The sequence below is a fragment of the Lentimicrobium sp. L6 genome, from assembly GCF_013166655.1.
Taxonomy (GTDB): domain Bacteria; phylum Bacteroidota; class Bacteroidia; order Bacteroidales; family UBA12170; genus UBA12170.
In genome coordinates this window covers 1-15,534 of the sequence record NZ_JABKCA010000096.1, presented here as the reverse complement: position 1 = coordinate 15,534, position 15,534 = coordinate 1, and the positions used below count along the sequence as shown (strand labels likewise).

Sequence of the window (15,534 nt, the reverse complement as noted above, 5' to 3'; positions counted from 1 at the left end):
CAGCATACCAAGCAGCAATATTCATTTCTGTAGAATAACCAGAACCATTGTCTTGATACTTAGAATCAACAACATGAACAAAACCGTCAGAAGTCACCTGTAATCCATTACGAATCAACTGACTACCCGACCAATCAGGATCGATAGGTAAAAGTAGAAGATTTTGTTCTTCTCCATTAACTTTTGAACTTGCAAAGAAATTATCAGACCAACCACCAGTTGTAATAGGGCCACAAGCCACTAAATAAGCTTGGCTAGGATCTGTATTCCCATCAGGATTATAAATACCACCTGAAGGGTATCTTCCAGCATCCTCTGTATTCATCATCCAAGTATCAGCCCAAGTGTTACCACCATCTGTTGATGTAGCAGTAATAATATTACCACTATTAAAAGCTTCAGGATAAGTAGCAGGATCTGTTCTAAAGGTAACAGCATAAGCACCTAATTCTTCATTATAATCAACATATCTTTGGTCTTCTAGAAGAACAGAATAGATATTTGCTGATTTTCCAACATATACACGTTCCACAGCATTTGTTCCTTTAAGTTCCACATCTGCAGATACAGCTGGTTTCACTTGAGTTGGAGACATTGGTGCTTCAATTTTATTTTTTGAATTCACCATTTTGGTAGATTTCTTTGCTACTTTTTTCTCATCGGCCATAGCACCGAAAGAAAGACTTACAGCTAAACTAAAAAGTAAAAATTTTTTCATAGTATTAAAATATTTAGATTTATTATTCGTCGAATAGCAAATTTAGCTTTTTTGATAATTATTTCAAGTTCTTTTGGCCTTCAAATGACTAAAAAAGCGAAGATTAGGTGTTTGTACTATTTGGCAATAGAATACTGGATAATTCTCATAGAGATTGTTTTCTGTCCAAATTAGCTTATTTCACAGGTGTTTTGGCACTTATTATATGGGTATAAAACAAATATAAGCTTCTTATTTTATAAACATAAACCTGAGTAAAAAGCCTATCTTTCTAGCTGAAAAAAGCAAATTTTGTTCAAAAACGAACAAAATTACATGCCAATTCTCATAAAATATTGACAATTTTTGTCATACTTAATCTCAAAACAGCGATTTAAGGCCTTAAAAAACTTAAAAAAAAGAGCCTGATTCTACAGGCTCTAGAGATTTAATTATTTTAATCTTGTGATTTATACTATTCCACAATCATTTTTTTAGATACACTTTGATTACCTATGGTTATAGTATAATAATAAACACCTGACCGTAAGTCACTAGCAGGTAATTCAACTTTCATTGAATGATTAATAATACCAGCATCCATAGTATAAACAGTTTGTCCCATGAGGTTACTGACCTCTATCATCACTGGAGCTACTAACTGGCTAGTTAGTTGGATAGTTGTAGAACCAGAGAATGGGTTAGGACTGTTTTGAGTTACAGCAAAATGAGAAACAGTACTTGCTTCTTCTACACCAGTTACCCAAAGGAATTTAACATCTTTTACAAAACTATGAGTTACAGGAGTTAACTCATTTCCAGAACCAAATTCAGATGGAGTTACAGTAGTAACAACAGGTAGGTGAATATAATCACCTTCTATTTCACTTATCTGACCCACGTTTTGGAAGAAATAGAATCCAGCATATAAGTCGTCAGCAGTAAAGTTAGTAACAGGGAAGTCAGTGAAATCACCACCATTTACTAATCTACCAGCAGCCTTAATATTAGGAGCACCATTCACACCTTCATAATTATCTGGATTTTCAGTATCAGTCCAAACTGCAAATACGGCAGTCCCATCAGCACTTCTTGTGGCACGCAGCCTAGAACCCCAACCTTCAGCACCTAAAGAATAGGCAGAAGATGCTTCAACATCATCAGCAACAATGGAATCTACATAAAAAACATTTTGAACACCATCCATATTAATTTCAAGATTATAGATATAATCTAAATTATAAGAATAAGAGTATCCAATAGAATCAATATGTGTAGAGAAAGTACCAGTAGCTTTTACAAATAATTGTAGTTCGCCATTTGCATCCACAACACCATCAAGTTCTGTAACTTGAGGCCACATTGGACCATTAAACTGATTAGTAGCCCAAAGGTATTCACTCATCACTTCATTATCTTCCAAAGCAATTTCAATTTGTTCCCAATCTTCTCCTTGATTTTCAGTTTTGAATACGATAGGAGAATATCCACTTTCGCCTTCTAATTCTGCATCAACACCAACCATCCAGGTATATCCTACAGAACCATCATTAGACCATGCATTACCAAAGGTCCAGAAATTAAATGTAGTTCCATCAGTTCTCAAAGCTAAATCAACAGGAACATCAACCACATCCCAATCGAAGCCAGAACTATTAAATTCAGCATACCAAGCAGCAATATTCATTTCTGTAGAATAACCAGAACCATTGTCTTGGTATTTAGAATCTACAATATGCGCCACTCCATCAGAACAAACTTGTAAACCATTACGAATAATCTGACTTCCAGACCAAGAAGGATCTACGGGCACTATTTCGTGTGTTAAATCTTGCCCATTAACTTTAGAAGAAGCGAAGTAATTATGAGTCCAAGCGGCGTTAAACACACCACCTGCTGAAACAAGAAAAGCTTCATTAGGATCTGTATTTCCATCAGGATTATAAATCACTCCAGAAGGGTATCTACAAGGATCATCTGTATTCATCATCCAAGTATCAGCCCAAGTGCTACCGCCATCTGTTGATGTAGCCATAATAATATTACCACTGTTTAAGGCTTCGGGATAGGTAGCGGGGTCTGTTCTAAAAGTAAAAGCATAAGCCCCTAAGTCATTATTATAATCTAAATACCTCTGTTCTTCTAAAAGTACTGAATATATATTAGCAGATTTTCCGATATAAACACGCTCTACAGATTGTGTACCTTTCCAGTTAAAATCGGAAGCAACTACAGGAGGTGTTTGAGTTGGACTCATTGGTAAATCAATCTTATTTCTTGAATTTACCATTTTCGTGGATTTTTTAGCCTCTTTTTTTTCATCGGCCATAGCACCGAAAGAAAGACTTAGAGCTAAACTAAAAAGTAAAAAATTTTTCATAGCATTAATAATTTAAGATTAAGTATTTGTTGAATAGCAAATTTAAGTATTTTTCTTAAACAACTCAAGTTAGCCTTAGTTAGTGAATTACATATAGATAAGTATACAAAAAGGCATAAAAAAAGAGCCTGAAAAATCAGGCTCTTTAAATCTAAATATTTTAATCTTGTGGATTTCTTCGACGATTATTCCACTATCATTTTCTTAGATACACTTTCGTTACCAATAGTTACAGTGTAGAAGTAAACACCAGACTGTAAATCTCTAGCTGGTAATTCAACTTTCATCGTGTTATTGATAACACCTGCATTCATTGAATAAACAGTTTGTCCCATTAAATTACTTACTTCAATCATAACTGGAGCAGAAACTGCACTAGTTAATTCAATAGTTGTAGAACCTGTGAATGGATTAGGATTGTTCTGACTAACTGCGATATTAGAAACCGCTTCTAATTGATTCAAACCAACAGTCCAAGGAAATTTAACACCTTTCACAAAACTATGAGTAGTTGGAGTTAGCTCATCACCTGTACCAAACTCAGCAGGGCTAACAGATGTAGTCACAGGAATATGAACAAAATTATCAGCAATTCTACTTACCTGACCCACATTGATAAAGTAATAGAACCCAGCATATAAATCATCAGCAGTAAAGTTAGTTACAGGAAAATCATTGAAATCACCGTCAATCATTCTACCTGCCGCTTTAATATTTGGAGCACCATTCTCTCCACCGAAAGCTTCAACATCTTCTGTATCAGTCCAAACAGCAAAAACAGCAGAACCATCAGCAGTTCTAGAAGCACGTAATCTTGTACCCCAACCGGCTGCTCCACCTAATGCATTGGCCCCATCTGTTGGTACATCATCAGTCATCACAGAGTCAACAAAAATTACATTTTGAACACCACTTTCGTTTAATTCAATATTGTAAATATAGTTTAAGTTGTTAGTATAAGAGTAACCTAAAGAATCAATATGAGTAGAGAAAGTACCTGTAGCTTTTACAAATAATTGTAATTCACCATTGGCATCAACAATACCATCAAGCTCAGTACACTGTGGCCACATTGGACCTTCAAGAGCATTTGTTGCCCAAATATACTCAGACATTACTTCATTATCTTCCAATTCAATTTCGATTTCATCCCAGCTTTCACCTGCATCTGTTGTCACAAATACAATAGGTTGGTAACCATTTTCGATATCAGCAGAAACACCAATCATCCACATATAACCAATAGAACCATCGTTAGACCAAGTAGAACCGAAAGTCCAGAAGTTAAAAGTAGTACCATCAGTTCTCATTTTAAGGTCAACAGGAACATCAACAGATTCCCAATCGAAAGTAGAACCATTATATTCACCATTCCAAACATTTAAGTTCATCTCGGTAGAATAACCAGAACCATTATCTTGGTATTTTGAACCCATAATATGAACAAAACCATCATTAGTGGCCTGCATACCTTGACGAATCAATTGGCTTCCAGAATAAGCAGGATCAACTTCAACTAATTGAAGATCTAGATCTGCACCATTAATTTTTGAACTTGAGAAGAAGTTATGCGTCCAAGTACCTGTAGAAACAGGACCAGCACCAACTACTAAAGCTTCAGCAGGATTAGTGTTTCCATCAGGATTATAAACCACACCAGAAGGATATCTTCCACCATCAGCAGTATTAATCAACCAAGTATCAGCCCAAGTATCTCCATCTTGAGAAGTAGCAGAAATAATAGCACCACTATTACCATTTGCACCAGCGTAGGTTGCAGGATCCGTTCTAAAAGTAAAAGAGTATGTTCCAATCTCTTCATTATAATCTAAACCTCTTTGCTCTTCTAAAAGAACAGAATACACATTGGCCGATTTCCCAATATAAACTCTATCAACAGATTTAGTTCCTTTTAAATTCATTTCTGCGGCTACAACAGGAGAAGTTTGAGTAGGATTAACTATCTCAATCTTATTCTTTGTATTTACCGTCTTTGTTGTTTTTTTAGCATCCTTAGTTCCATCGGCCATTGCTCCGAAGGAAAGGCTAAGAGCCAAACCAAAAAGTAATAATTTTTTCATCGCACTTATAATTTAAATTAACATTGTTTATTGTGTGCTCCAAAATTATATGATCTTTATGGCAAAAAGCCTATATTCAAACGGAATGAACTCGTAAATCTCACGTATTTTTATCTAAGTGATTTCTGCAATACGTATTGATTTAGCGTTTCCACATTAGCTTTACTGTTCCCCACAAAAACATGTTTATCATCAATAATCACAGGCCTTTTGAGGAAAGTGTATTCCTGAAGAATATACTTTTTATAGTCTTCTTCACTTAGGTTTACCTCTTTTAATTTCAGGCTTTTATACTTTTGAGATCGACGCGAAAACAGGTCTTCATAGCTCCCTACTAAAGCTTTAATCTCATCTAATTCCTCTTCAGAAATCGCTCTCTTTTTGATGTCAATGACTTCGAAACCTAAGTCTAAAACTCCACTGTTTTTGAGGATTCTTTTACTGGTGTCACAGGTGGAAAGGGTGAATATTTTCTTCATAATGATGCTATTTCCACAAAACTCGGACAGTGGTCTGAGTGTTTTGCGTCGGGTAAAATACCTACATTTTTGATTTGGCTTTTCATGTTTTCGCTAACCATATGGTAATCGATACGCCAGCCTTTATTATTGTTTCGCGCATTGGCTCTATAACTCCACCAAGTGTAATGATGAGGATCTTTATTCAACATCCTAAAGGAATCGATAAAGCCTGTGGCTAGAAATTGCGACATCCATTCTCGCTCCTCAGGCAAGAAACCACTGGTTTTTGCATTGCCTTTAGGGTTGTGAATATCAATGGCTTCATGACAAATATTATAATCTCCAGAAAGAACGAGATTTGGTAAGGTTTTCTTAAGCTCGTTAATATACTCCGTATAATCGCTCAACCACTGCATTTTGAATTCTTGGCGTGCGTCTCCACTACTTCCTGAGGGATGATAAACACTTACTACTGAAAAATCTTCAAAATCAGCACGTATAAAACGGCCTTCAAAATCATACTTTTCAATTCCCATACCAAATTGCACATGCTTAGGTTCTACTTTACTCAGAATAGCTACTCCGCTATATCCTTTCTTTTGTGCAGAAAAGGAATAAGTATGATAACCCAGCTCTGTAAATTCAAAAACCGGTATTTGATCGTCTTGGGCCTTAGTTTCTTGTATACAAACCACATCGGGATTCTCTTCTCTTAACCAATCAAGGAAGCCTTTTTTAACAGCAGCTCGTATTCCATTTACATTATAGGTGATTATCTTCATATAGGTAATTTCTAAGGTTTTTATTGAGGCGCTAATTTCGGTATTTTTTTACAAATGAAAGTATTGCTTATTTGATATCATCCATTTCCTCATTTTTTTAAATTTCATAAGCTACATATGCTTAGGATTATTAACTTTGCTTCAAGATAGCCAAACATGAAAATCAGATTACAAACAACACAACCTACTGACGAAGAGTATCTCATGATTGGGCTATCCTCTTCCCTGAAGGATTATCAGCTATCTTACTATTTAAATAAGCACTTTCAGACCTTTTTTAAGAAAATGCCCGATATCCCATTTTATAATAAGAATGGAGAGATTGGCAAGTTTGCATTTTATCATTTTTATGATGAAGACTTACGTATGGATTATTATCTATTTACCAATAAATCCTCAAAAAACACGGCTGTTTCCGCTTATCCTCATTTTGAATTCTTTGTTTTATTTAAGCTTTCCTCTTATCAAATCCCTGTAAATGAAATTTTAAAAGAGATGAGGAGGGTTCCATATATAAATGCTGCTCTCCAAATTCCACTGCAAAAGCTTAAAAATCTAGATGAATTATTGGAAGATATAGAGCTACATCTATTAACAATTACCAGTGCTCAAAAAAAGTGCGAAGCTCGACAATGGCTATGGCAAAAATGTGTAGCTCAAAATAAAATCGCTAATTTTGAAAATAAATTGATTTAAAAAATAAGATATTATGAAAAAATTTGCAATCATTCTATCGGGATGTGGTGTTTTTGATGGCGCCGAAATCCATGAAGCCACCTTAAGTATGTTAGCCGTGATGATGCACGGAGGAGTCTATGAAATATTTGCACCTGATATTAAACAACATCATGTAATCAATCACATCACTGGTGAAGAGATGGACGAGGAAAGAAATGTGTTGATAGAGTCCGCCAGAATTGCCAGAGGAAAGATCAGCCCCATGAGCGCTTTCCAAGCTGAAGAGTTCGATGCTTTATTGATTCCGGGTGGATTTGGAGCTGCTAAAAACCTCTCCGATTTTGCCTTTAAAGGAGCTGAAGCTGGTGTTTTTATCCAAGTGAAAGATGCCATTCAGGAAATGCATAGAATGGGAAAACCCATTGGAGCCTTATGTATCTCTCCTGCGCTTATTGCCTTAACTTTAGACAATGTAGATTTAACCATAGGAAACGATAAAGCGACCATAGAAGCTCTAGAAGCATTAAATGCACATCATTTAGAAACTTCTCACGGCGAAGTGGTTCACGATAAAGCAGAAAATATTTTTACCACTCCTTGTTATATGCTGGATGCTACTATTCTTGAAATTGCCATTGGTGCCGAGAATATTGTAAAGGCTATGATGGAGAGTATGGAGTAGATTGAGAATAAAACAATTATTACTCTGTGAAACTTTGTGACTCCTCTGTGTGCTTTGTGATATAGCTATTAAACACTATAAAGAATAGAACACGAATAACACGGGTTTAGCGGATTGTCACTGATTAATTATGCCAGCTTTCGAACGCTCCGCTTCTCCCTTTCTCCATCTCCTATACATTGTATTTCCACGCAAAGAAAACGCAAAGAAAAATCGCGAAGCTCGCAAAGTAAACAGAACACATATTATGAAACCCATTTCTAAGGTCTACACATACTCAAACATTGAACCTTGAACTTTGAACTTTAAACCTTAAACCCTGAACTTTAAACCCTAAACCTTGAACCCTCTCCAACTCTCCAGTTCAATAACTCAAAAACCACTACAACTTCCCACCCAAAACAGTAGATAACTTCTCAGATTTTACATTTCCTTCTAAGTCGAAGTATTCAAATAATAAGATATAAATTCCCATATCTGCTTTTTGGCCATTCTCGTCTTCTCCATTCCAATAGTAAGTTCCTTCAGTAGCTAAAAGCTCATTTTTTACTAGGCGATTAACTTGTCTTCCTCGTGCATCATAAACGATTAAATTGAGTTGATAACCTACCTCTTGCATGCGATAATGTATTTGAAGAACATCCTCATAACCATCATTATCAGGCGAAAAAACTTCTGGTTCCAATTCAAAAGCAGATATACTTTCGCCTTCCTCTAAATACTGAGAATTCTGATAGCCTGGAGTTCCATAGTTAACAGAGCTGGCAGCTGAATGCCAATTTGAAGAAGCATTCCCTCCATTCAAACTTATTTTTTCTAAAGAAACTCCTTTGGTATCTTTTAATAAACTGTGATGCATGTCTTCGTTATACTGTAATTCATCAATAATACTGTCCGTGGAGGAGCTTAAATGAAGAAGAATGTGGCCTTCGGAATTGGGGAAATCGGGCAAGCTATTCAGTTGCATGATTTGCTCAGGTTGTTCAGAATAATAGACTTTGAGTACTTGTGTTGGGGATTCGGCATAGGCCATATAATCCATAGGGAATAGCAGAGCGCTTTCCAAATCGGCAATATACCAAGTGGTATCGTATTGATTCACTTTTATTCTCGAAATACTCAGTCCCGCAGTTTCTAGGATTTTCTCAGAAACATTAACCAATTCTATATATTCTCCATCATCAATAGCTGCATCAAAAAGGATTTCATTAAAAACGATATCTCCTTTTTCTATTTCATCGGGAACAGCAAAACTCAAAAACAATCCTCCCGCTGAGCTACCATTACATTCCAATAATCCATCTTGAATTTCTAAGGTATAAACTACCGCATTAGATAGTTCTTCATTTAGACTAAGAATAACGGTATTATATTTAGGTCCTTCTATTTCGCAAGTATTGGGCTGTCCTATGCCCTGATCTATAAAATAACTCTGAGTTTCCGCCAAGCTGATACTGTCCATTTTTTCGCTGAAATAAACTCGTATACTCATTTCACTCAATAGCTCAATTCTCTGAATCCTCAAAGGCTCTATCTCACCCGAAGTTCCATTCACACTATTCAAACTTCCGGGAGTTCCTCCTCTAGCATCTATGCTTTCGCTCCAATTGGGCTGCTCCACACAATATTCCAAAGGATCAATAGCTTCTAAACTCCATCCCCCATCTGATTTATCGTCATCATCAAACCAATCATCGTCATATTCCACCTGATGAATAATACCTCCACCCAGGTTTCGTAATACCAATTGAGTTCCACCATTTGTTAAGGAAAAACTAGATATGGGATAAGTATCTCCAAATTCAGAAAAACTAGCCACAGCATTGGGCTCGCAAACAATCAAATATTCTTGAGGCTCTAATAAATAGCTTTCAAAAGTTTTTATGGTAGAGCCTGTTTGCAGGGTCCAACCCGCTAAATCGATAGGGGCATTGGAAGTATTATAAAGCTCTAAAAACTCATAGGGAGGCAAACCATAAGCGGGTTCCGGATCTGCCAATATCTCATTTATCACTACATCGCCTTCCATCGCAATTTTCGGCACCATAAAATCAATCTCGGCTGGGGTATCCATGAGCTGGCCTGCACAATTTCTAATTTCTCCATCTATTACCAATTGATAATGCTCCCCTATTTCAAATTGGTCTTCGAATACTAAAAACACAGAGCTGCTGGTATCTTTTGCCATGACTTGTTGAACTGGAATTCCCCCAGGGTTCACAATATAATTGGATTTTCTTAAAACATCTTGCAAATCCATTTGTTGGTTGAAGGTCAATAATAAAAGAGGATTATCCACTACTTCTAAACTTGAAGCCTGAGGGAAAGCAGGTGTATCATCATAAATAGAATTCATTTCGCCTGGGCTTCCACCTCGTGCATCTTCTGCCGCTCTCCAATTGATGGCTTGGGAACAAAAGTCGGAAGGGTTAATTTGCTCTAAAGACCATCCTCCATCATCTTTATTGGGATCCAAATACCAATCATCGCTGTATTCTACTTCATGAACCACAATATCCGTTGGGCTTAATAAGCGCAATAACTGTCCCCCATTGGTTAAAGAAAAACTAGAAAAGCCAACACACTCTCCATACGGAGCCAGCAAGGAAATATTACTTTCTTTACAAAGAATAAGATAGGAGTTGGCAGGGATATTGGCTTCCGGAAAGTCTTTTAGTGTCCCTCCTATTTCTAGCTTCCATCCTTGCAAAGTGATTACGGTTGAAGTTCTATTATAAATCTCAAGATACTCTGCATTTGGCAATTGTATTTCTGGAGTTGGGTCTGCCATGATTTCATTAATAACCACATCGAAAGGAGAAACTTCTACTCTGGCAAATGTCTTTACCGTGGGCTCCATCACATTTCCACTTAAATCTTCAATATTTTCTATGATGATTTCATACTCTTGATTCTCCAAAAATTCATTCTCAAATTGCAGAAAGACTTCTGTTTTCCCTTCTGACAAAATTGCAACAACAGGGTTACCAACAGATTGATTCACGTTATAATTTAGCATATTTATAGCAGTCTCTTCCAAAATCATTTCACTAAAACTAATATTTAATTCTTTTGAGGATTCTAATACAACCGCCTCCACCTCCGGCTTTTCAGTATCCACTTCCATATATTGTATCTCTATGTTATCTAAGTAAAATTTAGTGGAATTAGAGCTGGTATATTTACAGAAGTATCCAAAATAAGAAGTAGTGCTGATGCTATTATCATTTCCTTGGCATTCCATTTGAAACTGACCTGTGCTATTAAAATCTGAATAAACGATCCAGTCTCCATTATTCTTGTGAATCACCTTTATTTTAGCCTGAAAAGAGGAAGCCACACTAGCTTCTGTTCCTCTACAAATGGAGGTGATTTCTGTTCCATTTTGTTTAAACAACTCTATGGCATCATCGCTCAAAGACTCTCCAAATTGAAGGAAATATCCATTTAAACTACCGGATAAATCTTGTTGATCGGATGTCAAATAAACCCGAGCATTATTATTAGAGGAAGGACTGAATGAAAGTTTTATAAAAAACTCCCAGCTGGTGCTGTCCATTATGGAGCTGGCAGTGACCAAATATGAGGTATCCGACTGTCCTTCATTATTCAATTGCAATTGAAAATCAGGGTTGACTATGAAATGGCTCTCATCGCCTATCCATGAAGGATTCTGGGTAAAATCACCATCCTCAAAAGTCTCAGAAACTTGGGCATGAATTAGGAAGGAAAGCACTAAGAAAACGATTAGTATAAAATGCTTTTTCATTAGGAAAGTTTTATCATTTATTATCGCAATAAATGTACTAATTTTGCATTTAATAAAGAAATAAATATGAGAATAGCAGTAGTAGGCGTTACGGGAATGGTTGGAGGCGTTATCCTCCAAGTACTAAAAGAAAGTGAATTGGTGATCACAGAATTGATCCCTATTGCTTCGGAAAAATCAGCAGGCAAAGAAATCGTTTTTGATGGCCAGACATTCACTGTTTTAACCATAGAAGAAGGCTTAAAGAAAAACCCTCAGATTGCCATCTTTTCAGCTGGTGGTGCTACTTCTAAAAAATGGGCTCCTGTATTTGTCAAACAAAACTGCTATGTGATTGACAATTCTTCTGCTTGGCGCATGGATAAAGAAATCCCTTTGGTGGTTCCTGAAATCAATACCGCCCAACTAACCAAAGAACATAAACTCATTGCCAATCCAAATTGCTCTACCATACAAATGGTATTGGCTTTGGCTCCACTTCACCAAGCCTATCAATTAAATCGTTTAGTGGTTTCTACTTACCAATCGGTTACTGGCTCTGGCGTTGGCGCTGTTCGGCAATTGCAAGATGAAAGAATTTGTCGTCCTGCTCCAGCTAAATTCTATCCTCACCCTATCGATATGAATTTGATTCCTCATGGTGGCGATTTCTTAGAAAACGACTATACCTCTGAGGAAATGAAACTGGTAGATGAAACTAGAAAAATATTAGGTGACGATAGTATTAGAGTAACCGCCACCGTGGTTCGAGTTCCTGTGATGGGTGGGCATAGCGAAAGCATTAATGCTGAATTCCATCAAGACTTTGAGATAAAAGATGCGGTGGAATTGATGCGAAATTATCCTGGAATCACTATTCAAGATACACCTTTAAATAACGACTATCCCATGCCTAAATTTGCTGAAGGGAAGAATGATGTTTTTGTGGGTCGTATTAGAAAAGACGAAAGCCAAGATAAAACCATGAACATGTGGGTGGTTGCCGATAACCTAAGAAAAGGCGCGGCTACCAATGCTGTTCAAATTGCAGAATATATTACCAAAAACTTCGCTATCTAAATCTTGCCCTTGGAACTCATTAAGGACATAAAAAACTTTCCCAAACTTAGCTATCCTGTGGTTAGTATAGGTAGATTCGATGGTGTGCATATTGGTCATCAGAAATTATTGAAGATATGTAAATCTATAGCCACTGAAAAGCAAGGGCAAGTAGTCATTATCACCTTTGACCCAGGACCAGAGGAAGTTCTTTTTGAAAAAAGCAAGGATGAGGTGAAACTACTCAATACCATAGAAGAAAAGGCCAAGTTGCTGGAGTCTTTTGGAGTGGATTATCTGTTAGTCATCCCTTTTACTGAGGCCTTCTCACATACCACTTCCTTTGATTTTGTGAGGAGTATTTTGGTGGAGCAAATTGGAGTAAAAGAAGTGGTGATGGGCTTCGATAATCAATATGGATATGGCCGTGATGGTGATTTTCTCTTGATGAATAAATTTGCCGATAAATATGGTTTCTTAGTGAATGAAGTGCCCATGGAGGATATTCACAAATTGGGCATTAGTTCTGTTAGAATCCGTAAATACCTCACCGAAGGAAATATTCCTGCTGCTAATAAATTCTTGGGCTATAAATATCAAATGTCGGGCTTGGTGGTTCAAGGGAATCAAATTGGTCGTACTTTAGGTTTCCCCACAGCCAATATGGATGTTAAGGATAAGTATCGCCACAAGCTCATGCCGGCTGGTGTTTATGTGGTAGAGATTAAAATAGGCGAAGAGCATTTTTATGGCATGGCCAATATCGGATATCGTCCAACCATTAGATTAGAAAAACATGACCTCAGTTCCGAAGTCAATATCTTTAATTTCAATAGAGATATTTATGGGAAACATATCACCATGTGTTTTTTAGAGAAAATTAGAGAAGAAGAGAAGTTTGATGGCTTAGAAACGCTAAAAAAACAATTGACTTCGGACAAAGAAAAGGCATGCCTGATGATGGAGCGATTTACGGATTGTAAGTAAAGAGTTTGCTTTCCACCCTAAAATCTTGTTAATCTAGCTTTTAAACCTATTAAGCTCTCAATATTTAAGATTCCACGCGAAGAAAACGCAAAGGAAGAACACGCCAAAAGCGCAAATGGATTCACGCCTCGACCACAAGGAGAGGATTAAAGCCCTGAGAAGGGGGAATAAAAACTTCTCAAGCTCTTAGGTTTTCACCCTCTCAACTATTGATTATAATTACTTTAATATATTTTAGGCAATCTAGAATTTCACGCAAAAAAAAACGCAAAGGGAAAACATGCAAAGAACGTAAAGATGATAGGACACGGATGGCACAGTGTCTTAGCGAATTTTTACTGGATAATTATGACGTTCTTGGCTTTCTCCAATTCTAAATTGTGCAGGTTTTTAAACTTAACAAATTATGGAGCATTTTGTGGTTTGTTCTTAGTTATACATTCCTGTTTTTAAGCAAAAAAAAATCAAATGCGAATATTTAGGGCCTCATTTTGTAATCAAATAATTGCAAAAAACAATCAATTTAATCCGGGAAAATAGTATTTTTGACCAAACTCTTTTCATCTAACATTATACTTATAAATTATGAAAAACCGCATTTTAATCATTATTCTCATCTGTGTTTCATTTCTTTCTTTTGGGCAGCAGAATCACTTATCAGTTCATAACAAATTCAGAAAAGTGCAGCACTCTAGCTATTTTGATTATCAGAAAATGTTCTCATCTTTAAAAATGGATCCCGATCAATACTTAACAGCATTTCAAAAGTTAGACTCCCTAAATCTTGAAACATATCTGGGAGAAAACAACTATAATACACTCCAATCAAGACAATGGCAACACAATAATTTAGGACAAATTACTAGCTTTCTATATTATAAGGATATTGCAGACTATGGCATGTATTTGGATTTTAAAATAGATTATACCTATGATAGTAACTTCGATAAATCAACGAAAATATACTATAGAAAAAACATTGAAGATGAACTTTCTGAATACTCTAGAAACCTTTATAATTATGATTCATACCATCAACTAATCGAGGATATATATTCGGTGAGGCTCTTTGATGATGAGGAATTTACAAATCAATCTCAAAAAATATACTCTTGGAATTCAGCAAACCTATTGGAGAGCATTATAATTAACGATTGGGATTCAGACCAAAACAACTGGAACTTTGAAGAACAACAAAACTTCTATTATAGTAATGAAGGATTATTAGACTCTTTATTAATACAATATTGGATTACAGAAGAAAACACCTGGAAGGATTTCTATTTATACAAATATGAACACAATGAGAATCAAGATTTAACAAGCGAAGAGGCTTTTATTCAATACCTTGACATCAATTATTGGGAAAAACGTTATAAAAGAGACTATATTTTTGATGAGGAAGGGAATAATATAGAAAGGTTAACTTTCTCTGTAAAATCAAGTGACGATTCTTGGCTATTGAATGATAAAACAAACTGGTCGTATGATGAATATGGAAATAATATCGAAACCTACAAATATAATTGGGATGAAAATAATGAAATCTGGATGACACTAAGTAAAAACCAAAATCTGTACGACTATAATTTCTCAATAGATGAAGTAATCATTCCATTAGATTATGATCTTTTCACAGATGTATATGAATATCATGAAATATATGATGCACAAAACATTTGGTTAAACACTTTGTTCTTTAAACAAAATGAAGATTCACAAGAATGGGAACATACCGGCAGGACTTCTTTATATTACTCAAGCATTGAGGTATCAAACACCAATAACTTTAAAACAATCCCAGTTACCATTTATCCAAATCCCACAACAGATGCATTATATATCGATTGCGATAAGGAAACCTATACAGAAATCCTCAACCTTAGTGGTAAAAAGATACACTCATCATACCATCAAACCATAGATTGGATAGGCTGACTCATGTTGTGCCACCTATACCGATGTAACTGTGCCACTCA

The 15,534-nt window shown here is 36.0% G+C and carries 11 protein-coding genes; 5 read left to right on the top strand and 6 right to left on the bottom strand.

From position 1 onward, the window contains the following. The 5 genes from HNS38_RS18130 to HNS38_RS18110 form a co-directional block, all read right to left on the bottom strand. Positions 1-718 (bottom strand): hypothetical protein (locus HNS38_RS18130; RefSeq protein ID WP_172346852.1); only part of this gene is annotated, 718 nt, incomplete at its 3' end. Between the two features lie 454 nt (positions 719-1,172). Further along, positions 1,173-3,077, bottom strand: a complete 1,905-nt coding sequence (locus HNS38_RS18125; protein WP_172283262.1) for a T9SS type A sorting domain-containing protein — start codon at positions 3,075-3,077, stop codon at positions 1,173-1,175. A 185-nt stretch (positions 3,078-3,262) separates the two neighbouring features. After that, the gene (locus tag HNS38_RS18120) at positions 3,263-5,158 is read right to left on the bottom strand and encodes a T9SS type A sorting domain-containing protein (RefSeq protein ID WP_172283265.1); all 1,896 of its coding nucleotides are present in this window, start codon (positions 5,156-5,158) and stop codon (positions 3,263-3,265) included. 110 nt (positions 5,159-5,268) lie between these two features. Continuing rightward, positions 5,269-5,637, bottom strand: coding sequence for an arsenate reductase family protein (locus tag HNS38_RS18115; RefSeq protein WP_172283268.1), 369 nt, complete (start codon positions 5,635-5,637; stop codon positions 5,269-5,271). Further along, positions 5,634-6,401: an exodeoxyribonuclease III gene (locus HNS38_RS18110; RefSeq protein WP_172346851.1), complete on the bottom strand. Its 768-nt coding sequence runs from the start codon at positions 6,399-6,401 to the stop codon at positions 5,634-5,636. Before HNS38_RS18110 ends, HNS38_RS18115 begins: the two co-directional genes overlap by 4 nt. Positions 6,402-6,557: 156 nt before the next feature. Here HNS38_RS18110 and HNS38_RS18105 point away from each other — a divergent pair, with 156 nt between their 5' ends. Next, positions 6,558-7,097, top strand: a complete 540-nt coding sequence (locus HNS38_RS18105; protein ID WP_172283273.1) for an IPExxxVDY family protein — start codon at positions 6,558-6,560, stop codon at positions 7,095-7,097. Between the two features lie 13 nt (positions 7,098-7,110). Beyond that, entirely contained in the window at positions 7,111-7,761 is a 651-nt protein-coding gene (gene elbB, locus HNS38_RS18100) for an isoprenoid biosynthesis glyoxalase ElbB (RefSeq protein WP_172283275.1), read from the top strand. Between the two features lie 382 nt (positions 7,762-8,143). On the opposite strand, the gene HNS38_RS18095 is transcribed toward elbB, so the two are convergent. Continuing rightward, a complete protein-coding gene (locus tag HNS38_RS18095; RefSeq protein WP_172283277.1) occupies positions 8,144-11,530 on the bottom strand; it encodes a lamin tail domain-containing protein in 3,387 nt (1,128 codons plus the stop codon). 66 nt (positions 11,531-11,596) lie between these two features. Here HNS38_RS18095 and HNS38_RS18090 point away from each other — a divergent pair, with 66 nt between their 5' ends. The 3 genes from HNS38_RS18090 to HNS38_RS18080 all read left to right on the top strand — a co-directional run bounded on the left by HNS38_RS18090 (position 11,597) and on the right by HNS38_RS18080 (position 15,493). Then, the gene (locus HNS38_RS18090; RefSeq protein ID WP_172346850.1) at positions 11,597-12,589 is read left to right on the top strand and encodes an aspartate-semialdehyde dehydrogenase; all 993 of its coding nucleotides are present in this window, start codon (positions 11,597-11,599) and stop codon (positions 12,587-12,589) included. A 9-nt stretch (positions 12,590-12,598) separates the two neighbouring features. After that, positions 12,599-13,555: a riboflavin biosynthesis protein RibF gene (gene ribF, locus HNS38_RS18085; protein WP_172283290.1), complete on the top strand. Its 957-nt coding sequence runs from the start codon at positions 12,599-12,601 to the stop codon at positions 13,553-13,555. Between the two features lie 585 nt (positions 13,556-14,140). Beyond that, positions 14,141-15,493, top strand: coding sequence for a hypothetical protein (locus HNS38_RS18080; protein ID WP_172346849.1), 1,353 nt, complete (start codon positions 14,141-14,143; stop codon positions 15,491-15,493). Positions 15,494-15,534: the final 41 nt, after the last annotated feature.

What these genes read in the sequence shown, in the direction of transcription:
- HNS38_RS18115 (WP_172283268.1), bottom strand. Translation starts at nt 5,637, where the DNA reads ATGAAGAAAATATTCACCCTTTCCACCTGTGACACCAGTAAAAGAATC.
- HNS38_RS18095 (WP_172283277.1), bottom strand. Translation starts at nt 11,530, where the DNA reads ATGAAAAAGCATTTTATACTAATCGTTTTCTTAGTGCTTTCCTTCCTA.
- HNS38_RS18120 (WP_172283265.1), bottom strand. Translation starts at nt 5,158, where the DNA reads ATGAAAAAATTATTACTTTTTGGTTTGGCTCTTAGCCTTTCCTTCGGA.
- elbB (WP_172283275.1), top strand. Translation starts at nt 7,111, where the DNA reads ATGAAAAAATTTGCAATCATTCTATCGGGATGTGGTGTTTTTGATGGC.
- HNS38_RS18125 (WP_172283262.1), bottom strand. Translation starts at nt 3,077, where the DNA reads ATGAAAAATTTTTTACTTTTTAGTTTAGCTCTAAGTCTTTCTTTCGGT.
- HNS38_RS18090 (WP_172346850.1), top strand. Translation starts at nt 11,597, where the DNA reads ATGAGAATAGCAGTAGTAGGCGTTACGGGAATGGTTGGAGGCGTTATC.
- HNS38_RS18110 (WP_172346851.1), bottom strand. Translation starts at nt 6,401, where the DNA reads ATGAAGATAATCACCTATAATGTAAATGGAATACGAGCTGCTGTTAAA.
- HNS38_RS18105 (WP_172283273.1), top strand. Translation starts at nt 6,558, where the DNA reads ATGAAAATCAGATTACAAACAACACAACCTACTGACGAAGAGTATCTC.
- HNS38_RS18080 (WP_172346849.1), top strand. Translation starts at nt 14,141, where the DNA reads ATGAAAAACCGCATTTTAATCATTATTCTCATCTGTGTTTCATTTCTT.